The sequence below is a fragment of the Methanocaldococcus vulcanius M7 genome (assembly GCF_000024625.1).
Lineage (GTDB): Archaea > AGJL01 > Methanococci > Methanococcales > Methanocaldococcaceae > Methanocaldococcus > Methanocaldococcus vulcanius.
Window position 1 is genome coordinate 1,272,593 of record NC_013407.1, and the last position, 26,376, is coordinate 1,298,968.

At 30.5% G+C, this 26,376-nt stretch carries 16 protein-coding genes; all 16 read left to right on the forward strand.

Going from position 1 to position 26,376, the window contains the following annotated elements; genetic code table 11:
- The first annotated feature begins 26 nt into the window (after positions 1–26).
- The 16 genes from METVU_RS06275 (at position 27) to METVU_RS06350 (ending at position 26,364) form a co-directional block, all read left to right on the forward strand.
- Positions 27–1,676: a bifunctional N(6)-L-threonylcarbamoyladenine synthase/serine/threonine protein kinase gene (locus METVU_RS06275; RefSeq protein ID WP_015733354.1), complete on the forward strand. Its 1,650-nt coding sequence runs from the start codon at positions 27–29 to the stop codon at positions 1,674–1,676.
- Between the two features lie 208 nt (positions 1,677–1,884).
- Positions 1,885–3,117: a coenzyme F420 hydrogenase subunit alpha gene (gene frhA, locus METVU_RS06280; protein WP_015733355.1), complete on the forward strand. Its 1,233-nt coding sequence runs from the start codon at positions 1,885–1,887 to the stop codon at positions 3,115–3,117.
- Positions 3,118–3,289: 172 nt separating this feature from the next.
- The gene (gene frhD / locus METVU_RS06285; RefSeq protein WP_015733356.1) at positions 3,290–3,820 is read left to right on the forward strand and encodes a coenzyme F420-reducing hydrogenase, FrhD protein; all 531 of its coding nucleotides are present in this window, start codon (positions 3,290–3,292) and stop codon (positions 3,818–3,820) included.
- Between the two features lies 1 nt (position 3,821).
- Complete coding sequence (frhG, locus tag METVU_RS06290) at positions 3,822–4,505, forward strand: coenzyme F420 hydrogenase subunit gamma (RefSeq protein ID WP_015733357.1); 684 nt, start codon at positions 3,822–3,824, stop codon at positions 4,503–4,505.
- 40 nt (positions 4,506–4,545) lie between these two features.
- Positions 4,546–5,394, forward strand: a complete 849-nt coding sequence (gene frhB / locus METVU_RS06295) for a coenzyme F420 hydrogenase subunit beta (RefSeq protein ID WP_015733358.1) — start codon at positions 4,546–4,548, stop codon at positions 5,392–5,394.
- A 348-nt stretch (positions 5,395–5,742) separates the two neighbouring features.
- Positions 5,743–7,338, forward strand: coding sequence for a fumarate reductase (CoM/CoB) subunit TfrA (gene tfrA, locus METVU_RS06300; protein WP_015733359.1), 1,596 nt, complete (start codon positions 5,743–5,745; stop codon positions 7,336–7,338).
- 118 nt (positions 7,339–7,456) lie between these two features.
- On the forward strand, positions 7,457–10,438 hold the full coding sequence (locus METVU_RS06305) for a DUF1156 domain-containing protein (RefSeq protein WP_015733360.1): 2,982 nt from the start codon (positions 7,457–7,459) through the stop codon (positions 10,436–10,438).
- A 381-nt stretch (positions 10,439–10,819) separates the two neighbouring features.
- Positions 10,820–11,848, forward strand: coding sequence for an ATP-binding protein (locus METVU_RS06310; RefSeq protein ID WP_015733361.1), 1,029 nt, complete (start codon positions 10,820–10,822; stop codon positions 11,846–11,848).
- A 21-nt stretch (positions 11,849–11,869) separates the two neighbouring features.
- A complete protein-coding gene (locus tag METVU_RS06315; protein WP_015733362.1) occupies positions 11,870–15,184 on the forward strand; it encodes a DUF499 domain-containing protein in 3,315 nt (1,104 codons plus the stop codon).
- 90 nt (positions 15,185–15,274) lie between these two features.
- Positions 15,275–15,709 carry a hypothetical protein gene (locus METVU_RS06320; RefSeq protein WP_048197085.1) on the forward strand — a complete coding sequence of 145 codons (435 nt, stop codon included), beginning with the start codon at positions 15,275–15,277 and terminating at the stop codon, positions 15,707–15,709.
- Between the two features lie 23 nt (positions 15,710–15,732).
- Positions 15,733–18,717, forward strand: a complete 2,985-nt coding sequence (locus METVU_RS06325; protein ID WP_015733364.1) for a helicase-related protein — start codon at positions 15,733–15,735, stop codon at positions 18,715–18,717.
- 120 nt (positions 18,718–18,837) lie between these two features.
- On the forward strand, positions 18,838–19,989 hold the full coding sequence (cmr1, locus tag METVU_RS06330; protein ID WP_015733365.1) for a type III-B CRISPR module RAMP protein Cmr1: 1,152 nt from the start codon (positions 18,838–18,840) through the stop codon (positions 19,987–19,989).
- Positions 19,982–21,253, forward strand: a complete 1,272-nt coding sequence (locus METVU_RS06335; protein WP_015733366.1) for an RAMP superfamily CRISPR-associated protein — start codon at positions 19,982–19,984, stop codon at positions 21,251–21,253. Before cmr1 ends, METVU_RS06335 begins: the two co-directional genes overlap by 8 nt.
- Positions 21,234–24,827, forward strand: a complete 3,594-nt coding sequence (locus METVU_RS06340) for a CRISPR-associated protein Csx11 (protein ID WP_015733367.1) — start codon at positions 21,234–21,236, stop codon at positions 24,825–24,827. Before METVU_RS06335 ends, METVU_RS06340 begins: the two co-directional genes overlap by 20 nt.
- A gap of 12 nt (positions 24,828–24,839) precedes the next feature.
- The gene (locus tag METVU_RS06345) at positions 24,840–25,286 is read left to right on the forward strand and encodes a gamma-glutamylcyclotransferase family protein (RefSeq protein ID WP_015733368.1); all 447 of its coding nucleotides are present in this window, start codon (positions 24,840–24,842) and stop codon (positions 25,284–25,286) included.
- Positions 25,276–26,364: an RAMP superfamily CRISPR-associated protein gene (locus METVU_RS06350; RefSeq protein ID WP_015733369.1), complete on the forward strand. Its 1,089-nt coding sequence runs from the start codon at positions 25,276–25,278 to the stop codon at positions 26,362–26,364. Before METVU_RS06345 ends, METVU_RS06350 begins: the two co-directional genes overlap by 11 nt.
- Positions 26,365–26,376 lie beyond the last annotated feature (12 nt).

Sequence of the window (26,376 nt, forward strand, 5' to 3'; positions counted from 1 at the left end):
AAGGCAACAATATTTAGGTGAAATCAATGCTTTGCATAGGTCTCGAAGGAACCGCAGAAAAAACAGGAGTTGGAATTGTTGACTCAGAAGGAAACGTTCTCTTTAATAAAACAATAATTTACAAACCACCAAAACAAGGGATCAATCCAAGAGAAGCAGCAGATCATCACGCTGAAACATTTCCAAAACTCTTAAAAGAGGCATTTGAAGTTGTAGATAAAAACGAAATAGATTTAGTGGCATTTTCACAAGGACCGGGGTTAGGACCCAGTTTGAGGATCACCGCAACAGTTGCAAGAACTTTATCATTAACATTAAAAAAGCCAATAATTGGAGTTAACCACTGTATAGCCCATATAGAAATTGGAAAATTAACAACAGATGCAGAAGATCCTCTAACACTATACGTTAGCGGAGGAAACACACAAGTAATCGCCTACGTATCAAAAAGATACAGGGTCTTTGGAGAAACACTCGATATTGCAGTTGGAAACTGCCTTGATCAATTTGCAAGGTATGCTAATTTACCTCATCCAGGAGGACCACAAATTGAAGAACTGGCAAAGAAAGGAAAAAAACTTCTTGATCTTCCCTATACAATAAAAGGTATGGATATTGCTTTTTCTGGATTGTTAACTGCGTGTATGAGACAGTATGATGCAGGGGAGAAACTTGAAGATATATGCTACTCTCTACAGGAGTATGCTTTTTCAATGCTTACTGAAATTACAGAGAGAGCATTAGCCCATACCAACAAAGGAGAGGTTATGTTAGTTGGAGGAGTTGCTGCAAATACGCGATTAAGAGAAATGCTAAAAAATATGAGTGAAGGTCAAGGAGTTGAATTTTATGTTCCACCAAAAGAATTTTGTGGAGATAACGGAGCAATGATTGCATGGCTCGGCTTGCTTATGTATCTAAACGGAACTAAACTAAAACTTGAAGATACAAAAGTAATTCCAAATTACAGAACTGATATGGTTGAAGTTAACTGGATAAAAAACATAAAAACCAAAAAAAGAAGAATTCCAAAGCATTTAATTGGAAAAGGGGCAGAAGCAGATCTTAAAAAAGGATCTTATTTAGGTATGGACGTTGTAATAAAGAAGAGAATTAAAAAGCACTACCGAGATGAAAAACTCGATGAAAAAATAAGAAAAAGTAGAACTGCAAGAGAGGCAAGATACTTATCCTTAGTCAAGGACTTTGGAATCCCAACTCCCTACGTCTATGACGTAAACCTTGAAGAGAAACAGATTACTATGAAACATATCAAAGGAAAAGTTGTTAAAGATATAATCGAAGACAATACTAAATTAGCATGGGAAATAGGAAAAATCGTTGGAACATTACATAAAAACGGAGTTATACACAACGATCTAACAACCTCAAACTTTATACTCGAAGAACATAAAGAGGAAAGTAAAATAAGTAAAATGGATAAAGAAAGACAGATTTATTTAATAGATTTGGGTCTCGGAAAGATCTCAGATATTGATGAAGATAAGGCAGTGGATTTAATTGTTTTTAAAAAAGCAGTATCATCAACACATTATGAAAAATTTAGAGAGATATGGAAAGAATTTTTAGAAGGATATAAAGCCACATATAAAGAATGGAAAGTTGTGCTCAAATTAATGGAGGATGTTGAAAAAAGAGCAAGATACATTGAATAATCCAATATTACTAAACAAAAAGATTTAAGCAAAAAGTAATACAAAATATCTCAAAAAGACATATTCAAAAAACTAAATTCCAGTATTGGTATTTTTAAAGAGATATTTGCTTATATAAGCTTATATAAAACAAACTAATGAGGAACTCAATATAAATAACAAATTATCTATGCTCTATTTTTAATTTTATCATTCGGAGGTGAATTTTGTGAGCAATAGGATAGAGATCTCCCCAACTACACGACACGAAGGACATGCAAAGTTAATATTAGAAGTAGATGACGAAGGAATAGTTAGTAAAGCTTACTATCTAAACACTACTCCTGTTAGAGGATTCGAAACAATGTTAAAAGGAAAGCCAGCAGAGTTCGCACCAATTGCAGTGATGAGAATCTGCGGAATCTGTCAAACCACACACGGAATTGCATCCTGTGAAGCAATAGAAAACGCTATTGACTGTGAAGTTCCCGAAGATGGACTTTTATTAAGAGAGTTAGTGGGGATTGGAAACAGATTACATTCACATCCACTACACCATCTTTTAACCGTTGACGACTTCTTAAAACCAGATGAAACAGAACTCAGAATAGAACTAATAAAACTAATACAAAGAATGAGAAAAGTTGGGCAATTAATCGTTGACATAGTAGGAGGAGAGGGAATTCACCCTCCAAATATAGTAATTGGTGGAATGAGAACCAATATAACTGAAAGAGCAAAATCAAAAATTTACTACGCTTTAAGACAGTATGAAAAAGATGCAAACGAGTTATATGAAAAATATACATGGCTAATTGAAAGATTCTTAGATGAAATTGGAATTCCTGACTTAGGGGCTCATGAATATCCATACATTGCCTCACATACAACTTACGGAGATAGATACGCTATAAACTGGAACGATGTAACAGAGATCCCAGCTCAAAGATACTATGACGACGAAGAGGCAAAGCATACAACAACCGTTCAAATTCCTCTTTATGGGGGAGTTCCAGCAGAAGGAGGGCCAAGGGCAAGAATGGTAAGATTTGGTAGTTTCAGAGAAGGAGGAAGTGCAATGGATATAAACATTGCAAGAGCACAAGAAAACTTAGGTGCAACATACAGGGCTTTTGAAATACTTGATGAACTCGATTTAAATGGAAAAACAAGAGCAGAAGTTGTTTACAAAGATGGATTTGGAATAGGAGTTCACGAAGCACCAAGAGCAACTAACACCCACATGGCAGAAGTTGGAAAAGATGGAAAAATTAAAAGTTATCGAATCATCGCAGCTTCCACGTGGAACTTCCCAATCGTTGAGAAAGCAATTGAGGGTTATCCACAGCAATACGCTGAGGTTATAATGAGAGCTTATGACATATGAGCTTCGTGTGCAACACACCTCATCGTTAAAGATGAGGAGACAAAAGAAGTTATAGAAGTCAGAAAAATGTTATAAACGTAATTTAACGTTATAACGCCTCAAGGGGAACCCGAAAGGGACCCGCGAGGCACATACATTAAAAATGAAATTAAAAATCCTTATTTCCCAATCACATCTCCTTTCAATTCTGATCATAATAAATGAAAATGAGTTGAAAATAAAAAATAAAACATGAACGATTGAAAACATGACGATCGAAGAAAAATACGAAGAATTAGATTTAACTCCATCCTATTTAAAAAAAGAAATAATGATCTTAGCATGCGGAAATATCCTCTTCGCAGATGATGGGTTTAGCGTTCACGTTATCGAAAAACTCAATGAAATATTAACAGAACAGGAAAAAGAGAATATTGCGTTAGTTGATGCTGGGGCAGGGGCTCCACAACAAGTTTTAACACTAATAGATGAAAATTCTAAAACAAAAAAAATAATACTCGTTGATGTAATTGATTGGGGATTAAAACCAGGAGAAATTAAGATAATTGAAAAAGAAGAACTACCGAATGTTAAATATTGTAAATTTGACATACATAACCTTCCACTATCTCCTCTACTAAAAGAAGTAGCGGAAAAATACAATATAGAAGTTAAAGTAATTGGTTGTCAGGCAAAATACGTCTCTGAGCCAGATGTGCACATTGGTCTAAGTGAAGAAGTTGAAAAAGCTGTTGATAAAGCAGTAAATATAATACTTAGAGAATTAAGAGGTGATTAAAGTGGTTAAAGTGGCTCACGTTCAATTATGCAGTTGTTGTGGCTGTTTAGTTTCATTAGCAGATACATACGAGAAACTCTTAGATGTGTTAAACTCCATCGAGTTAGTTTACTGCCAAACATTAGCAGATGCAAGAGAGATTCCTGAATGTGATATTGCATTAGTAGAAGGAAGCGTCTGTTTAGATGATCATCACTCATTAGAAGTTGCTCAAGAAGTCAGAAAAAAGGCAAAAATTGTTGTTGCGTTAGGGGCTTGTGCAGCAACCGGAGGAGTTACAAGATACAGCAAAGGGAACCAGTTATCAAAACCAGTTCACAGTTCGTTCTCTCCTTTAACCGAAGTGATTAAAGTAGATTTAGCAATACCCGGATGTCCACCATCTCCTGAAGCGATAGTAGATGTTATAACCGCAGCATTAAACGGAGATATGGAATACCTCCATCCATTCGCAGAACTTGCAGAAAACGGAAGCGAAGCATGTGGATGTGATGTTATCTACAAAGTAGTTAATAAATCCCTATGTATGGGTTGTGGAACTTGTGCCGCTGCCTGTCCAACAAGAGCAATAGAAATGGAAGACGGAAGACCAAACATAATAAAAGAACTATGTATTAAATGTGGAGCATGTTCAGTTCAGTGTCCAAGAATTAGATTCCCTGAATTAATAGAAAAAATAGAATAAAAATTATAGAACAAATTAAGCTTAAAAGAGGTGGAGAAGAATGGATCCATTCGGAACATATAAAAAAGTCGTTTCAGCAAGGAGTACGTTAAAAGAGGTCTTAAAAAAAGCTCAGGATGGAGGAATCGTCTCAACTGCTTTTATTTATGGATTAGAAAATAATTTATTAGATGGCGTTATAGTTGCAGACAACGCTGGGGAGTTTAGGGCTATCCCTAAGGTTGCAACAACACCAGAAGAGGTTTTAGAAGCGGCAGGGACAAAATATACTGTCTGTCCAAACGTCTCTGTCTTAAAAAGTGCAGTAAGGGAATATGGATGTGAAAAAATAGGAGTTGTAGGAACTCCATGCCAAGTTAGAGCAGTAAGAAAACTAATGAAATATCCAATAGGATTTAGACACATTCCTGACAAAATATCGTTAATAATAGGAATCTTTTGCATGGAAAACTTCCCATACTATGGTTTAAAATTAATAGTTGAAGAACACTGTGGAGTTAAGATGGAAGATGTAGTTAAATTAGACATTGGAAAAGGTAAATTTTGGGTGTATACAAAGTGGGGAGAAACAAAAGCAGTTAAATTAAAAGAGACACACCCTTACGAACAAATTGCCTGCCACGTTTGCACCGACTATACAGCAGAGTTAGCAGATATATCAACTGGCTCAGTTGGAAGCCCAGATGGTTGGAGCACCGTATTTATAAGAACCGCTAAGGGAGAAGAGATCTTCAATAAGATGGTTGAAGATGGATATTTAGAAGTTAAACCAATAGAAGAAGTTAAACCTGGACTGGGATTAGTTGAAAAGTTAGCTTTAACTAAAAAAGAGAAAAATCTTAAAGAAATTGAACACAGAAAAGAACTTGGGCTACCAGTTCCATACTAAGAACGCCCTAAGTGTTAGTTTTTTTGAAACTTTTCCTAAAAAGAACCACATGTAAAAAAAATCCATAGTGAGAGATATTGATTCCTCTTTTTATATTTTGATTTTGTTATATTTTTGTATTATTTATTTTGCTTGTTTAGTTTTAATATTAGTTTTCCACTTAACTTATGTATTTAATAATTTTTTTATATAAATGTATCTTTTTAATTTTTTAAGTTTAAATCAAAACTATGAGCAACTAAATATATAGAACAATGGGATACTTAAACCAACTTTAAAAATCAACAAAAGAACTAAAAATAAAGAACAAATAAACAAAAAATATTAGAAAGGAAAGATGGTGAAAAAATGGAAACCGATATTTTAATCATCGGAGGAGGTGGAGCTGCTGCAAGAGCAGCTATTGAATGTAGAAACAAAAACGTTGTTATTGCAGTTAAAGGACTGTTTGGAAAAAGTGGATGCACGGTTATGGCAGAAGGAGGATATAACGCTGTTTTTAATCCAAAAGACAGCTTTGAAAAACACTTCTATGACACGCTTAAAGGAGGTGGCTATATAAACAATCCAAAATTAGTGGAGATTTTAGTTAAAAATGCACCAAAAGAACTCATAAACTTAGAAAAATTTGGAGCACTATTCGATAGAACAGAAGATGGTTTTATAGCTCAAAGACCATTTGGTGGGCAGAGTTTTAATAGAACCTGCTACTGTGGAGACAGAACTGGCCATGAAATAATGAGAGGATTAATGGAATATCTCTCTAAGTTTGAGAGAATTAAAATTTTAGAAGAAGTTATGGCTATAAAACTAATTGTTGAAGATAACAGATGCTACGGAGCGATATTTTTGGATCTAATAAGTGGGAACATCTTTCCAATATTTGCCAAAGCAACTATTTTGGCAACAGGAGGAGCAGGACAACTCTACCCTATAACCTCAAACCCAATACAAAAAACAGGAGATGGTTTTGCAATCGCATATAATGAAGGAGCCGAACTTATAGATATGGAGATGGTTCAATTTCATCCAACTGGGATGGTTGGAACCGGAATTTTAGTTACGGAGGCAGTTAGAGGAGAAGGGGGGATTTTATACAACAAAAACAAAGAAAGATTTATGGCAAGATATGATAAAGAAAAAATGGAATTATCAACAAGAGATGTCGTTGCAAGAGCTATTTATAGAGAAATTAAGGAAGGCAGGGGGGTAAATGGTGGAGTTTATTTAGACGTATCTCATCTCCCAAAAGAAGTTATCGAAAAAAAGTTAGAAACCATGTATAAGCAGTTTTTAAGATTTGGGATAGATATAAGAAAAGAGCCAATGATCGTTTCACCAACAGCCCACCATTTTATGGGAGGATTAAAAATTAATGAAAAATGCGAAACAAACATAAAAGGGCTATTTGCATGTGGAGAAGTTGCAGGAGGAATTCACGGGGCTAACAGATTAGGAGGTAATGCATTAGCAGATACCCAGGTCTTTGGGGCAATTGCCGGGAGATCTGCAAAGGAGTTTGTTGAAGAACTATCAGAAAAAACAGTTCCAAATATAGGAGAAGAGATCTTCAATATATGGGAAGAAATAGAAGGATTAAGCGGAAACATAACACCATATAATCTAATAGATGAGTTAAAAAAGACCATGTGGGAGTATGTATCCATTATTAGAAATGAAGACGGGTTAAAAAAAGCCCTTAAAAAATTCAATGAGATTGAAAAAAATCTTTCTGAAATCAAAATCCATGGGGTAGTTGATCTCAAAAACTACTTTGAATTAAAGAACATGCTTACCGTTGCTAAACTTATTACAAAATCCGCAATATACAGAAAGGAAAGTAGAGGAGCACATTATAGAGAGGATTTTCCAGAAACAAAAGACGAATGGAAAGGAAATATAATAATACAAAAAGATAAGATATGTTTTAAAAAAATAATATAATTAGTATATAAATATTCAATTTAATGAACTATAATACCAAATATTTTGCATTATTCAATAATATAATATTTAAGTAATAATATGATATATTAAATTATTAAATAATGTAGGGGATAAAATGGAAAGATTTATAGAAAATCCAAAGTTTCCAATAAGAGAGATTAACGAGAAGAGTGGGAAGGAGAAAGGAGGAGCAAGACCTCCATACTGGGAGATGGTATTTTATTGGACAAGAAAACCACTGATTGGAGCGAGAGGAGTTATTGCCGGCTCTCTATTGCCTTATGATATTGATTTAGAGAGGTTTAAAAATGCAATATGCCTTGATGAAAAAACTCCCCACAGAGTAAATCCAAAGATTCCACGTGATTGGAAAAAGTATTTTGAAGGAAAAAAGTTATTAGATCCGTTTGCTGGTTTTGGCTCTATACCTTTGGAAGGTTTAAGATTGGGCTTAGATGTTACAGCAGTTGAGTTATTGCCAACAACTTATGTGTTTTTAAAGGCAGTGTTAGAGTATCCTAAGGAGTTTGGTAAGAGTTTAGTTAAAGATGTTGAGAAGTGGGGACATTGGATTACTGAACGTCTTAAAGAGGATGAAGATGTTAGAGAGCTTTATGAGGATGATGTTGCTGTTTATATTGGAACTTGGGAGATTAAATGTCCTCACTGTGGTAGATGGACTCCTTTAATAGGAAATTATTGGTTAGCAAGAGTTAAAGATTCTAAGAAAGGCTATAAAAGATTGGCTTTTATGAAGGCAGTTAAAACAGAGGATGGCATTGATATAGAGGTTGTTGATGTTAATAAAATAGCTAAGGAGAATAATTTAAGCTTAGAAAATGCAAAGGTTGATAAGAATAAAATAAAGATTGATAGTTTAGAGTTTGAAGTGCCAAATGCCAATATTGAATCAAGGAAGAGTCAAGTAACATGTCTATTTTGTGGCAACTTAATAAAATTTGCAGATGAAGAAGGAAATCACTATTTAAATAAGGTTAAGGGTAAGGAATTAGAGTTCTATGTAAAATTTGCTTTAAAGAAATATCATGAAGGAGATGAGAGATTTGCAAGGCAGAGGTTGTTGGTTAAGGTTAAGATTGAAGATGGAGATTTGATTTTTGAAAAGGCAACCTTAGAGGATAATAAAAAATTGGAGATTGCTAAGGAGAAGGTTAAGAGATTAATTGAAAGTGGAGATGTTGATGTGCCAAATGAACCAGTAGCACCTTGGGGTTCAAAAGGAATGGGAGGGGATATTAAAACTATTACTTGGGGATTAACTACTTGGGAAAAGCACTTCAATCCAAGGCAGTTATTAACTTTGATAAAAATTACAAGATTAATTAGAGAAGTTGGAAAAAAGGTTGAAGAGGAGAAGATTAAAGAGGGCTGGAGTGAGGAGAGAGCATTTAAGTATTCGGAGGCAATTGCTACTTATTTGAGTTTAAATTTATTAAAATATATTGATTACAATTCAATTTCAACGAGATGGAATGCATCACTTATAATGGCAAATACTTTATCTACAAGAGGAATATCTGTAAATTGGAATTTTTGGGAATCTAATCCCTTTACAAAATGGACTGGTTCTTGGACACAAGGATATACTTACACTCTTCCAAAATCATTGGAATATCTAACCTCTGCACTTTCACATAAACCAAATAACTTAGATGATTATTTCAATAAAATCAATAATGACTCCTCAAACATAAAAATCATTCAAGGAGATGCAACCTCTTTAAACTTAGGGGAGCAGTTTGATATTATCGTTACCGACCCTCCTTATGCCGATGATGTTCCTTACACTGAACTATCTGACTTTTATTATGTTTGGCTTAAAAGGGCTTTGTCTGATGTTGAAAACAATAAACTAATTCCAAGATACCATAAAGAGGCATTCTTCAAAAAGATAGGTAAAAAATACAAAGAGATAAAAACACAATGGCAGGACTTTGCTAAAAAAGAGGTTTCTGAAAATGCTGGTAGATTTGGAAGCGGTAAAAAAGAACAAAGAGAAATAGCAAAGCAACACTTTGAAAATCTCTTCTCACAAGCATTCATATCAATGAAAAACCACTTAAAAGATGATGGTTTGCTAATAACATATTACGCACACACAAATCCCGACTCATGGGCAAATCTTTTAGAGGCAGGTTGGAAGAGGGCAAAGCTAACGATAACAAGGGCTTTACCTCTAACAACAGAATCAAAGCAAAGCATTGTATCAAGAGGCAAACTCTCCTTAGACACTTCAATAATTGCCGTCTGGAAAAAGAAAACTCTAAAAGATAAGGCGTTAATCTCAACCTTAATACCAAAATTAAGAGATAAAGGAAAACAAACAGCAGAACTATTAATAAAACACGGACAGCATGATTTGGACTTACTATATGGAGTAATGGCTGGTATCTTAGAGGAGATAACCCAATACAATGAAATTGTAAGTCCAGAAGGAAAACTAACAACAAAAGACATCCTCGATAAGTATGTCTATCCATTAACAATATATAGCATTATAGATGCCATTTCAAAAGAAAAAGAAGGAACTTTAAAAATTACATCAAAACCTGCCCTATTCTATACAACTTATAAAATCCTATTTGGAAATAAAACCTTAGGTAGTGGTGATTTAATATTGCTAAATATCTCAACTGGCATTGATGCAAAAACAGCAGTTGAATACAAACTAATAAAAGAAGATGGTAAAGGCTTTACTTTAAACTCTCCAGACCTAATAAAAGAACTCAACAACAAACATCTCTATCAGTTTTTAATTGAAAAGAACATAAACCCAACAAATCCAGAAATAAAAACATCAATAGACATCCTCCACTTACTTGAATACTATGCCTTTGCTTATCCAATAGATGCCTTTAAATCAAAACTTGATGAGTTAAAAGATAAACACCCAACAGAAACCGAAGAGGCAATAAATATCGCCAAACTAATAAACAAATACTATGAAAGCGTATTTAAGGAAATATATGCAGGCAAAAAAGACAGCGAAATAGATAAAATCCTACAAAAAAATAAACTATACGAAATCTATCTAATAAGGAGATTAGTGAGATTCTTAGAAGGAAAAGCATTTTAAATCTAAATTTTTATATAATTATGGTGAAATTATGAAATTCTATGATAGGGAGAAAGAACTCAACTATCTAAAAACCCATAGGAAGAAACCTCCTATTGTTATGAAACTTTAAGAAAGTTTCATCAAAAACTAACACCTCCTCGCTACGCTCGGAGGTGTAAATTAGCAAGATTTGGGGAGTATCCCAATAGAGGGGCGTAGCCCCTCTATGGTGTGGATACCTCACGTCCATTAACCAATTATCAAAGGGAATATATTTACTTTAAGGAATATTTAGAAGCCCAAAGGGCTTCTATTAGTGCCTTATTTAATTTTAAAAACTTTGATAATTGGTTATAAGTTGGGGCTTTTAGCCCCAATTAATGTCCAACTGGTGATAATATGAAGTTTTATAATCGTGAAAAAGAATTGCATTATCTAAAAACCTATTGCCAATTAGAGCCAAATTCTATACTTTTTGTTTATGGTCCTAAATCGTCTGGAAAAACAACAGTAATGCTTAGAGTTATTGAAGAGTTATCTAAAAAAGATGATTTAGTATTCTTTTACTACGATTTGAGGGAATATGCTACACCAACAAAGGAAGAGTTTTTGGAGATATTTTTTGAAAAAGGAGATAAAAAGTATCTACTAAATAAGTTTGAAATTAATTTAAAAATATGGAAGTTTGGAGTTGAAGAGAAATTTGACTTCAACAATGTAAAATTAAATGATGTTTTTAGTAAGATAAAAGAGAGTATCAAAGCAGTTGTTGAAGATGATAAAAAACCAGTTTTAATAATAGATGAGTTGCAGAAGTTGAAGAGTATTTACTTTAACGAAAACGGGAAAGGAGATAAGTCATTGTTGAATGAGTTATTTAATCTTTTTGTATCCTTAACCAAGGCAAAACATCTCTGTCATGTTATATGCTTAACTTCAGATACTTTGTTTATAGAGGAAATTTATAGAAACTCTACGTTAAAAAATGCTTCTGAATATTATTTAATTGATTGGTTAAGAGAAGGAACTATAAGAAATATTTTAAAAGAAGAGGGCTTTAATGAGGGAGAGATAAACTATTGCCTAAATTATCTATCATTACCTTATGAAATCTCTCAGTTGATAAATAATAAGAAATTAGGTTTATCCGTTGAACAAACTATAAAGCAGTGGATAAATATTGAAGCAGATGGATTAAGATTTTTAATAGCAAGTATGCCAGATGATTTGGATGAAAGTAAGACATATGAGATACTGGGCAAGTTTAAGGATAATATTAAAGTTAATGACTATGAGATTATTAAAAGGGACTTAATTAAAGAGTTTAAGTTTTTAGTGGAAAATGAGATTTTATTCTATGACGTAATAAATGGCATAATCAAACCAACTTCTATAATTGAATGGCATGCTATAAAAGAAGTCATCTAAAAAATAGAGGGGGAGATTATTATGCAAAAATTAAAAGTTTGGGAGGATGTTTTAGATGAGACATTAGACATGCAAGTAGCCCCTGAATTGGGGGACGTTATTAACAAAACTGCTCATAAAATTTATACTAACTCAGAAGAGTTTTTTAAAAGGACATACTTTACTGACTCTATGTTGCAGATACTTGATAGATTAATAAATACTTTAAGTGGGAAAGAAAGGCATAATATATTCTTAATATACTCTCTCTTTGGAGGGGGAAAAACACATACAATATTAACAATCTATCATGCAATTAATAATCCTAACTCTCTTGTAAATGATGAAACTTTAAAGGACTACACTGAAGATAAAAAGGAGAAGATAAAAAGTATTGGATTGAAATTAAAAGACCTTCAAACTCAAAATATAAAAATACTTCCAATATATGGTAAAGGAAAATTAGGACAGCCAAGCAGTCCATTAAACTTTGGTGCTTATAAAGTTAAAACATTATGGGGATATATAGGGCATTGCTTAGGAAAATATTCCATAGTTGAAAATGACGATAAAAACTTAACAGTTCCCGATATAGAAACCTTAAGAGAGCTTTTAAAAGGAAATAAAGTAGTGTTTTTAGTTGATGAGATTGTTCATTATATAGACAACTTATACAACAGTGGAAATGAGGATGATAGAAGATACGCAAAAAATATCTGCAAGTTCTTTGACACTTTATCAACTGCTTTAATTGGAACCGACAGCATTATGATTTTAACCTTACCAATGGAAAAAGATGGAGAAAAAGTTGAAAAGGGATATAATAAAGAAATAGTCCTTTCTCTACATAGGGCTGTTGAAAGAGTTGGAGGGGCGGAACTCTACTCTCCATTAAGAACTGAAGGTATTTCTGGAGGAGAAATTGTTGAAATTTTAAAGAAAAGGATTTTTGAAAAAATAGATGACGATTTTAAAGAAAAAATAATTGAAAAATACAGAGAAATTTATTCAAACACTGAAATATTTGGAAGATTTGAAGAAAGCTTGTCAAAAACATATCCATTCCATCCTGACTATATAGCAACGTTAAGAACCATAGTTGAAAGAGGGGGCTTACAAAAAACAAGAGATATGGTTAGAATAACAAGAATTGTTATAAGAAGTTTATTACAAGAAGAAGACCTCCCAACCTTGATAATGCCTTACCACATAAACCCAAAAAATGAAAAACTGAGAGGAATATTATTTGGAAGAAATCAAGTATTTGCTGACTATGGAGGAGCAGTGTTGGATGTAGATTTATCTGCTGAAAAATTTAAAAGATTTTCAAAGCCGGAATTGGCAGAGATTATCTTAAGATATATATTCTTAAAAACCTATCCTTATGATTCTCCAATACCGCTTGAGGGTTTTCCAAAAAAAGATACCCTTGCAAGGGCTGTTTATGAAATCAACTTCTTTGAAAAACATGCATTGCAATTAACAGATATTATAAACACCATAAATGAAATTGAAAAAAGCTCATCATTTATATATTTAATTAAAAAAGATGGAATTTTCTGGTTTTGGAGAGTTGCAAATGTATCTCAAATGATTGAAAGCAAAAAAGAGGAATTATTAACTCTTAATATAGTTAGTGTTCATAAGAAACTTGAGGAATTCGTTAAAAAATTTGCTGTTGAAGGAAGAGGTTTAAGAACCAGAAGAATTGAAAATAATATATCATTCTTCAAAAAATCTAATATTGTTGTTTCAAGAGACCCCCAAGAATTCCAAGATACTGAGGATTATAAATTGCAAATACTCATAAGGGATGATGTTGATAAGTCCCTGCTTTATAGGATAATTTATCAGTATGGAACTGGAACGAGAACATATAGAAATACAATAACTGTTTGCTATGCTGATAAATCCATAGACAAATTGTTTGAAATAACTGCCCGTATAATGGCTTGTGATAAAGTAAAAGGAGATATTAAAGCAAAATATAAGTCGTATGGGGAGGAGGTTGTTCAGATACAGACAAGTATGGTAAGAAGTATTGAGGAGGATACAAAAGCAGAGTTTGATGAGTTTGTAGCAAGTGTATTTAAAAAAGTTGCATATCCTAAAGATAATGATGTGGAAATCGTTAATGCCACCCCAACCTCCAAATCAATACTTGAAAATGTCTATTCTGCACTGATTGAATGGGGAAAAATCCCCAAAAAACTAACTTTCGAAGGTCTCGAGTATTATTTAAATGAGGTAAATATTACTTTTAATAAACCAATAATGTTTTCAGAACTTAAAAGCATAATAAGAACAAACACAAAACTTCCATTTATTACGGATGATCAATTAAAAGAGGCGATAAAAGAGGGAGTTAAGGACTTAAAAATTGGTATTGAGAGAGATGGAAGAATTTTATTCAAAAGAATCCATCAATCTCTACCAAATTATGATGAGGCAGGAGTTCCTCTCGATGATATAAAAGATACTGATATTATATTACCTCAAATAAAGGCATTAAATAAACAAATAAATCATATTTTAAAAGAAGAAAAGGATGAAGTGGTTGGTAATAGATATATAAAAGTTTGGTATGAAGTTTATATTTCAGAAGATGAGTCACTGCCATTAAGAGAACTTGTTGAAGAGACGGAAGATGGATTTGTTGTTAAGCCCGAATTTGTGGATTTAGTAATAAACGGCTATATAGTAAGAAAAACTGAGGAAAAAATTATTGGAGAAAGAAATGAATTTTCTTTAAAATTGGATAGGCATAATATTGAAGGAAAGCCGGGAGAAAATGTAGATGTAAAAGTAATAATAACGCCGTTAAAAGGCAATGATTTTGAAGTGAATCTTGAAGTTGACGAAGGGGAATTAGATATAGACCACGGAAAAGTTCCTTACGAAACTACATGGCACATTAAAATCCCTGAAGCTAAGAAAACTTATAAGATAAAGGCAATATCGGAAGATGGCATTGTAAAGACAGATAAAATAACTCTTATTCCAAGAACTGATATTGTAGAAGTTCATGAATTGTCTGAAGACCTAAAAGGAGGAAAATTATTAGAAATAAGAGGCATTAAATCCTCAGATGACTTAAACATTATTCCCGAAAACTTAAATGTCAAAGTTAGAGGAATCCTTATTATTGAAAATGATGAACACTTTAAGGCGGACTTCAATAATTTATCTCTCGATGTTGTAAAATACATTATTGAGGAGATAGAGGGAGTTTTAGACCATAAAGCGATGTTAGATGTGGATATTATTTTTACAGAAGAAATAAAAATTGACGACTTAATATTTGAGAAACTTAGATGCTTAAATAAAAAAGCAGTATTTAAAATTAAGAAATGTTGATTTTAAGTAGCTTTTTTATATTGTAGTATATATTTTTCCTATCATTTCTCTTTTTTGTGAGGTGATGCTGTGAAAGGAAACACTCAATATATGGTTAAGCTTAAATATATTAAACCAATAAAATTACCGATTGTAAAACAACAAAAATTGGCAGAGTTTATCCCAGTAATACCTCTTGAAGATGGCAAATATATAAAAGGTAAAATTGAGGGGACTGCAAGAGTATTCCTTCCAGAGTTTATTAATTTTGCTAAACACCTTGGCTTTGAAGTTTCTGGTAAAAAAAGGATAACATTAAAAACTGATGATGATTATGCATATCTGAGATTATTTGTTTATGCCATGGTTATGCAGGCATTAAAAGATAACACAATGTGGGGAAAATTAGAAGACCACATTCTCTCTATGGAATCATTGTCTTTACGTTATTGGGCATCAACTTTTAGAAATAGATATTGGGAATATAACAATAGAAGAAAACTATTAAAAATTGCAAAATACTTTTTGGAGGTTGAAGAAATTTAAATTTAAGAGAGAGGGGATGAAAATTGCAAGATAAAATAAAAAACTATCTCACAAAAAAGATATTTTTGCATAATCCCTTACTATTCTTTTATGCTTTAAATCATCCAACCTCAAAAAAAGAAATAAAACCATTCATACACCAAATTCATCTTTTATATAATGCCATGCTTCTCCGCCCAGTTCGTTTTTTAATTGCGGATGAGATTGGCTTAGGTAAAACAATAGAGTCGCTTGCAATAGCGAGATATTTAGAACTAAAAGAAGGAATAAAAAAGATTTTGGTTTTAACTCCAAAAATTTTAAGAGAACAGTGGGAGGCAGAGATAAAGAGAGTTGGGGGAATTCCAAGAATTATTAAAGATGGGAATGATATAAATAATATTAAAAGTTCTTTGCAGTATTATGATTCTGTTTATATCATAATTTCAATTGACCTTGCAAAAAGGTATGTTGATAAAATATTGCAAATTGATTGGGATTTAGTTATTGTTGATGAAGCCCACAACATCACCAAAAACACTCAAAGAGGAAAATTAGTTGAAAAGCTTTCAAAAAAAGTAAGAAATATGCTTTTACTTTCTGCAACTCCACATAGAGGAGACCCTCAAGATTACCTATATCGACTAAAATTATTAGACCCTACACTTATAGATGATTTTGATAAATTAAATACTCAAAATTTCTACTCTAAAACCCATGATATATTAGTTTTTAGAAGGACGAAAAAATTAGTAAATGCTCTCGGGACTAAAAGAGTTTTTAAGGATTGCAAATTTAATGCAGTGGTAGTAGATTTATCAGAAGAGGAAAAAAGATTTTTTACCCTTCTTGAAGAGACACTTAAAAATATATTGAAAAATACAAAAAGAAACTCTCCAATATCACTTTTAGCAGTAATTTTGGGGAAGAGAGCATCTTCAAGTTATAAAGCAGCAATTGAAACACTGAATAGGATTATAAAAACTAACATTTTAAAAACTGACGATATTGATGTGTCAGAGGACATTCAAAACCTCTTCTCATTAAGTTTTGAAGAAATGGAATTTGAGGACTATATGGAAATATCTGACATAATAAATAATATTGTTGATAAATATTCTCCCTACCTAAACAAGGAGCAGAAAAACTTATTTGAAAATCTCCTTAAAACAACAACTAACATCATAGTCAAAAAAGATAGTAAAATTGACGCTTTAGCAAAAATTATTGCAGAACATATTAGAAACAATGAAAAAATTGTTGTATTTACTGAATATGTTGATACTCTCAAATATCTTCAAGAAAATCTGCCTAAGTATTTAGATAACTATGGTATTAACATAGATACAAATGAGATATTAACGCTTTCAGGAGAAAATAAAAATCTGTTAGAGAATATTAATAAAAAATTTGAAGATTGTGGAAAAATTTTACTTGCTACAGATGTTGCTTCTGAAGGGCTTAATTTACAAATTGCGAGTGTTTTGATAAACTATGATTCTCCATGGAGTCCTATAAAATTAGAACAGAGAATTGGTAGAGTTTGGAGATTAGGGCAAGAAAAAGATGTCTCTGTTTATAATATTTTCCTTTCAAATAGAATGGATTTAGAACTGCTTAACAACCTTTATAAAAAAATTATGAATATTAAAAATGCACTTGATAATCAATTAGCAATAGGTAAGGAGATATATATTGCAAATGCTGAAAATTTATTTAACTTAGAAGAATTTGCATACATAAAAAACTTGTCTGAATATGATATTATAATTTCAGCAATAGTTGGAAATCTAGGAGATTATACAGAAGAAATTGTCAGAACACTAAAAATTATTAGAAATAAACTAAAAATGATGAACATTTTTCCAGAAGAACGTGCTGAAGAAATTAAAAAGGAAGTTTTAAAACTTATCAAAAACGAAAATTACTTAGAGATTGGAAAGATTGAAGAGATTTTGAGATATTATCAAGAGAAAATCTTAAATGGAAATATACATTCCCAAAATAAATTGTATCAAATTATAAAATCAAAAAATGATGATGACTTACAAGTATCAAGAATCGTTGTAAAAAGTCCATTTAAAAATAGGGATTATTTATTTTTTGTAAAGGTATTGACTGAAGATAATAAAGGTGTCTGGGAAATTCCAGTGATAGCACATAGAGAAAAGAATGTTAAATTAATGACAGGTGTTGAAGTATTAAAATATCTTATATCAATTTTTAGCAGAGAGTTATTTTTCACAAACTACATAGAAAAACCTTACGAAAAGCAGATATTGGCTATTAAGGGAAATATTTTCGCTTATGTTAGAAATAACTTTGTAAATAATATAAATAAAAGAATATCAAATTATGAAGACCTTAAGAACTCAGGTTTAAAAGATGACAAATTATTTAAGAACTTGAAAGTGGTTGTAGATAAACCAGTAATTATTGATTACCTACCAGAGAATGAGTTTTTAATTGAAAAAATCATCCCATTAGATATTATAAATAATTTAGGTTTAGATAAAGACAATATTATTATGCCAAATGAAAATGATTTAAAGGCAATGGATAGAAATTTTCTCCCCCTTGAAGAACTTGTAAAGATTGAAAAATTGGCAATGAACATTGTAATGAATATCGAAGAAAAAAGATTAGCAAATAAATATGGATATGAAAATAAAGGCAAAACTTGGGATGTTTTGGATGTTTCCCTACATGAGCATTATGATATAAAGGTTATTGAAAATGGAAAGGAAAAATACATTGAAGTAAAGGGGCATAAAGGATTGTTACCAATTGCAGAACTTACAGAGGCAGAATATAAATTTGCTATGGAAAATGAAGATAAGTATTATTTATATATCGTCTGTAACCTTGGAAAAGATGAAAAAAATGCAATATTATTTGAAATTTATAAACCTCTCAACAAAGAAGATAGAAAAATTTATCTAATTAAAAACGGAGAAAAAATAGATGTTAGCAGATATTATAATAACATGAATATCGCTGAAAAAAAGAGATACTTATTACATTTTTAGTATATATAAATATTTATTTTAATTTAAAACAATGTTTATATACTCAAAAATCAGAAAATATAATATTTTAGTAACATTTTGGATTTTGATTAAAAGCAAAAATTATTCAGGTGTGAAATAATGTCTAAACTAAATGTTAAGTTTAAAACATTAACTCCCTTATGGACAAGTAATGCGTGGGGACAGTGTATTGAGATAAGATCTTCATCTATTATAGGAAGTTTAAGATTTTGGTTTGAAGTTTTGTGTTATTTTAATGGAATTGTCAACGATAACTATTTTGATAACGAAGGAAAACCTTGTGAAAAATTAAATTACAAAGATTTTCAAAAGAAATTAGAAGACAAAATTAATAGAAAATTGAAGAATGATGAAGAGTATAACATTGAAAAATTAACTGATGAAATCTTATCTGAATTAGGAATTTCACTACCTTCAAGGATTTTTGGATGCACTGGTTGGAGAGGGAGGATTAAGATAAAGAAAATTGAACCAATAGAAGATTATTGTTTTGGAAATAGATTAAATTTACCTTATGCTATTGGAATTAAAAAAGATAATGGTGACAAAAATATAATAGAATGGCGAACAAAAAATGATTATCATCAGTTTATTAAAGAAAAATACAATGGAGATAACAATAATTTTAAAAAAGATTGGTCAGTTTGGTATTTTTCAGATCCCTATTTTTATGGAAAGTTTGAAGTAACTTTTGAAACTGATAAAACAATAAAAGATGCTGTTTTAATTCCCTTATTAAATTTTATTGAGAAATATGGCTATATTGGTGGAAAATGGAATATTGGGTATGGTAGGGTTAAAATTCTGAATAATGATTGGGACAAAGATAAAACTACATTTGAATTAAGTAATTTTATAAAATCTGTAAAAAATGGAAAAATTGAAAAATACGAAGATTTTGATTTTAATGATATTGTAGAGAACATTAACAATGAAAATAGTAAAGAGATTGGTAGTTTTAATGACTTATTAAAAATACAAAATAAAATTTTAATTCTAAAAAATCAAATTGAGGGTAATTTTAAAGACATTATTAAAGAACTAATAAAAATCAGGGCACTAAGAAGAAAGGGGCACAAAGAAGATCGTGGGGATAATAATGAAAGACATCAAATTTTTGGATATAACAATCCAACGGAAGGATCAAAGATTTTGCCGTATATTTATGAAGATAAAGATGATAGAAAATTAAAAGGAGGATTCATCTCAATTACCGGAATTTTAAATATAAAAGGTGATACCAATGTCTAAGTATGATGCCTTAATTGAAATAAATGTTGAGAAAATAACTAACCTATCAGAATACTTTCTATATATGAAATATTATTTTAAGCCAAAGAATTATGGCAAAATAGAAAATTATTTATTTAAACGAAATAATAAACCAATAGCAATTGACAATAAATTTGAAAAATTAATAGAAGATTTCCCGTTCTTAAAAATAAAATTTGATCATGAGATTCAAAAAAATAATCTTAGGGGAAATCTATTTAAAACTCTAAAAAAATACAAATCTCTCGAAACTTTAAAAGATTTTCCTTTGACTTATTTTAAAAATGAAATAATTGGTCATTCAAAAATCTTTGAATTCTCAGAAGATGAAAATTTAGAGATGATCAGAAAGATTTCTATATTTTCTTCAGAAGAAGACCTTAAAAATACTATTAAAAAACATCCAAAATACTCCTTTGGAATTTGGGTTAAGTTTGAATTAAACCAGCCATATTTCTCAAGAGATGATGAAGAATTTTACTTGATTCAAAATCCAGTATTGAAAGAGAAAGTTTTTAAAGTTCCAATGATTAGGGGGAGTGGTTGGAAAGGAGCAATAGCAAATGCTGGAAGAGAATTAATTAAAGAAAATATTGACAAAAAAGAATTTTGGGATTATGTTTTTAGTTATTTAAGAATCTTTGGAACTGGAAACGAAGAGTTTAGAGAGTTGATAAATCTCTTGAAAAACAAAAACAAAGATGAATTGAAAAAATCCTTACTTAAATATTTAATATTTAACTTGAATGTTGCTGTAGAATTTGATAATATAGAAAAAGACTGGAAAAAAATTATTGAGGAACATTTTGACCCAAATTTTAGAAATATATTTAATTATGAAGAGGATAAAAAGAAATACTACGAAGCAAAGAAAGGAAAGGTTGTATTTTATCCAACTTACTTTGATAGATTAAGTTTAGAAGTTATAAATCCTCATAGTAGAAAAACAAGGGCTGGAACAAATCCAATTCATTATGAGGTTGTTCCAAAAGGGGTAGAAGGAATTTTGCAGATTGTTTATGTTCCTTTTGATGGGATTTTAAAGAAAGATGATAAATTAAAAGAAGAAGTTGAAAAAGATTTGAGATTTCTATGTGAATGTATTAAAAAAGTTGCTGGTTTAGGAGTGGGGGCAAAGACAAAACTTGGGTGGGGAACTTTTGAAATAAAAGAAAAAGTAGTCTATTCTAATAAAGAGATAGAAATTCCAGAGGGGTGGGGGGATGGCAATAGATGTGAATAATTTATTGAATAATAAAAATGAAGTATTAAAAGCTGAAATCGTTAGTCCATTCACACTTTTAGATAAAACTTTTGTAAGTTGGTGGCAATATGTCAATAGCGAATATTTTAAAGGAGTGACACCAGAGTATCAAAATAGAGATGGAGAAATAAAAAATCTACTAAAGACATTTTTTAATGATCTAGATGTAAATATTGAAGGATTGGAAATAAAGGACAAAAATGGAAATATAATAAACAAGATAAATGTTTTAAATGATTTTATAACTACGAAGTGGAGAGAAAATTGGAGGAAAGTTAAATTAAATGATGAACCAAAAAAAATTTTACAAGTGCTATATGGATCTTCAGAAGGTCTAAATTCCGGAATTGAAAAAGGATCTCCTAAAGAAGGAAATCACATAAAGGGAAATTATCCTTACTTAGCAAATTCCTTTGGAACATTAAAAAAATTAATAAACGAAAAGCAGTTGGATGATTTGAGAGATTATATTTCAAAGTATAATGTTTTCGATTACAAAGATGAGATTAAAAAAATACTGGAATTAAAAGACGATAACTATTTTGAAGAATTAGATAATGAAGATGATCTACAACAGGTTTTATCTAAATTAAAAACTTGTAGTGATGTATCAAAAATCAGAAGAAAAGTTTATGCCTTAATTAAATTATTATATGGATTTACACCGTCAGATAGTCGTTTTCCAGTTAATGATACATCCTTATATGATCAAGCATATATGGCAACAACGATGTTTAAGGCATCATTAGCTGGATTATTTTTAGACAATTCAAAACTTAAAGATTTATCTAAATTTGATTATAGGGATATTAAATGGTCGATCTTAGGAATACAATATGACAAATTAGGTTTGGCAGAGAAAGGATTAAAAGTTGCACATATACAGTGGTATAGAGAAACAGCAAATAAAGTTGATGAAGAAATAAAAGATTTAATTGAAGATAAATGGGCGTTAGGTAATGAAATCTATAGAGATGAAACCGGAATCTATTTCTTAGTTCCAGAATGTATCGTTGGAGATAAAATTGATAAAAACTTATATGAACTGGATAAAAATTTAAAAAATGAAGAAAGAGAATTAAAAAGAGAAATTTTAGAGATTTTTAAAGAAAAATTTGGTGATGAAGTTTATCCGACAATCATTTTAACAAAACCTTCAAGAGGTTTAATGAATTTAGGATATTTACTTGAAAAAGCAAAAGAAAACTTTTTAAGAGCTGATTATTCATTAAAAAGACAATTTGATGATTATTTTGAAGGAAAAATTTGGGTTTGTCAAGTTTGTGGTGAAAGATTTGTTTCAAAAGATAGAAAAAGAGATGAAATTCCAATGTGTGATGTTTGTTATAAGAGGATTCATGATGATAAACATGGAAGAATTAAAAAATGGGTTGAAAATTTAAACGATGAAACAATATGGATTGATGAATTGCAAGATGAAAATGGAAGAATTGCTTTGATTACTTTGAAATTTGAGTTGAAAGAGTGGTTGAATGGAAATTTGTTGAATAGTTTGATTGTTAGAGAAGAAGATTGTAATAATTTTTATGATCTCATTAAAAATTTATTGAATAATTCCAAAAATTACTTCATTAATAATTTGAAAATTATGACGAAGTTGAAGGAGTTCTACAAAAACAAAGAAGATATAAAAGACTTCCTTAATTTGTTTGATAGCTCTATAAAACACATATATAATCAACTAATTAACAAAACTGATGATATCTTAAACAAAAGTTTTATTGAAATTAACACTGAAATTATTAATTTAGAAAATGAACTCCAAAATCAAAATTTATCTAAAAAGCAAAGAAAAAGAAAAACAGAAAAATTAAATTTCATAAAACGATTACCTTCTCTTAAAGAAATATCTAAAAATTACTTAGTAAAACTACAGACAGATTATAATATTGACCTACCAATAAAATTCAATGAAGATGGAACTTTCAGTATTAATGGCCTTAGTTATGATGACATAAGGGGGGTATTATCTTTTATATATTTTTACGATCAGATTAATAAATTGATTTTAGAAAGATCCATAGGAGACAGATGGGAAGAGTTTATCAAAAACAACTTATTAAATCCTTCAGCAATAGATTTTGATGAAAGAAAAATCCATTGGAACAACCTAACAGACGAAGATATTGAATTCTTATCAAAATTAATCTTACAATTCCTTTTAAGGAAAAATCCTTCACCAGCAAGATTGAGAAGAATTTGGGAAACTACAAAAGAATTCTTTGAAGATTTGGAAAATAACTTAATTGATATATTGGAAATTCCAGAATGGAGAAGAAAAAGAATTATTATTCAATTAGATGAAGATGAAAAACCAGATGGAGAATACAGGTATGGAAATATTTGTTTCTGGAAAATTAGAAATAAGTTATATTTAATTACATCCATTGAGCAGTTTTTAAAAGTTGTTGGAAATAATGAAATTAAAAAACTACTAAATAACAAAGAAAAAGAAGAAAACCTCAAAGAATTGAATAAAATATTAAATGACAAAAAGAAATTGATGGAAAAACTTAACTTAAGAAAAATTAAATTGAAAAGTGTAGAAAACGAAAGAGATAACATAGAAATTGAATTGGATGAAAATAACATTAATTTATTAGATTACAAATTATATTTCTCAATAATCAAACCAACACCAATTTCATGGCAGTTTATAATTCCAGCGGAATACATTCCAAGATTAATTGAAAAGATTCAAAATGAATATTACAAGAACTTTAAATGGGTTTATGGAAAACTGCCATTGCATATTGGTGTTATAATACAACACTATAAAAGCCCATTATACATTGGAATAAAGGCTTTAAGAAAAATTAGAAGAGATTTAAAAAACTTAGAGGATATTAAAACAGAAATTGATGGAAAATCATTAAAATCAATACAAAAAGAGCTTTATTCCAAATATGTTAGGGGAGAAGAATTGGCAAATAACACTGAAGAATATTACTCCCTCTATGAATGGGACGGAGATAATGAAACATATCAATTCTACTTAAAGCCTAATGAAAATAGCTTAAAATGGATTACTACAACAAATGGGAAAGATAATTCAATATTTTATATCTACCCAAATACCTTTGATTTTGAGATTTTAGATTCAAATGTTAGAAGAAATGATATTGAATACTACAAAGGAAAAAGAATCATCCCATTAAAATCTAACAGACCATACAACTTAGAAGATTGGAAGAAATTTATTAAATTCAAAGAAATCTTTAAAAACAGACCTTCAAAACTTCAAAAATTGGTTAATATAATTTATAAATGCTTAGAAGATTGGGACGATGGATATAAAGAGTCAATAAAACAGTTCTTAGCTACAAATTTCATAAATACCTTAGAATTAAACAAAAAATCTAATGAAACAGTGATTAAAGATTTATGTGAGATATTTGGCATTGATACTAATTTAGAGAATAAAAACTTAGAAAAATTCAGAGATGAGTTAATAGACAAAATAGACAAAGATAAAATGCAAATGTTCATAGATATGTTTGAATTTTGGCATAAGGGATTAAAAGCAGTATAAGTGGAGGATAGAATGTATTATTTTGCCTATGGTTCAAATATGAGTGAAGAAAGGATAAAAGAGAACTGCAAAAATCCAAAATTTGTAGATATTGGTTATATCAAAGATTATAAGTTTGTTTATGATGGTTATTCCAGAGGTTGGGGAGGTACTGTAGCCAACATAGTTCCAAAAAATAGAGAAATTGTGTGGGGTGTTATATATGAAATCTCCGAAGATGACTTAAAAGCTTTAGATAGACAGGAGGGATATCCTATAACTTATGATAGGGAAGAAATAACTGTTTTCTGTGTAAATAAGAATATAGAGATTAAAGCTTATGTCTATCTTAGAGAAGGAGAGCCTATTGGAAAACCTACAAAAGAATACGTTGATACTTGTGTAAAAGGTGCTAAAGAACATGGAATTCCAGAAGATTATATTAAAAATGTTATAGTGGGGTGGAAGAATGACAAATAATAATTTTATAAAAGAAATAAACGTTTATGCAATGGCAACAGACCCAATATATATTGGAACTGGGGGTTATACAATTGGGAGAGTTGATAACACCATAGTAAGAGACCCAACAACAAAAATCCCAAAAATTCCAGGGTCAAGTTTGGCTGGAACTTGGAGGTATTATGTAGCTTTGAAATTGCAAGGATATTTTAAAGATAAATATAGGGTTAATAAAAATGAAAGAAAGGAGAAAAAGATTGAAGAATTATTTGAATTGGAAAATAATGAAGATAAAGATTGGATTTTATTTGAAGAAAACAGATATACGGGAATAAAATGTGCTGGACAGGATGATAAGTCAAGTTTAAGTTTAGAAGAAATGAAAAATGAAAAAACTGGACATTGTGGAAGATGTATTGTATGTAAAGCATTTGGTTTCTCTAAAAAAGATGTTTCATGGCAAGGATTAACGTATTTCTCTGATTTGAATATCTTATTCTTCCCAGTTTATACAAGGTTAGGAGTTAAATGGATAACTTCTAAAAGAATTTTAGAAGATGCTGGTTTATTGAATGAAGAATCAAAAGATGGCAAAGGAGAATCAAAAGATATTGTTTTTGTGCTTAAAGAAATAGAAAAAGGTAAAACTGAAGGGCATATAAATTTAGGTTGGTTATATCTACCTTATAAGAAAAAAGGAATAAACATTAACATAGATTATATAAAAGAAAACTTTGGAATTGATGAAAATGATATAATAATCGTTCCAGACAACTTAATTTCCCAAATAATCAACTCAAACTTAGAGGTTAGAACTTCTGTTTCAATAGATCCAATTACAGGAACGGCAAAGGAAGGGGCATTATTTACATCAGAGGCGATTCCAAGGGGAACAATATTTTATGGAAAAATAAGAATCTTTGACAAAAAGCCATTTGAAGAAATTAATGATGACAAAACTAACAAATTAAAACCATTACCAACAATAGAACAAATAAAAAACGCATTGGAGGACTCAAAAATATTCTTTGAGACATTAGGAATCGGGGGAATGACTACACGAGGCTTTGGAAGATTAAAGATTGAATTAGTATGATTAATAATGTTT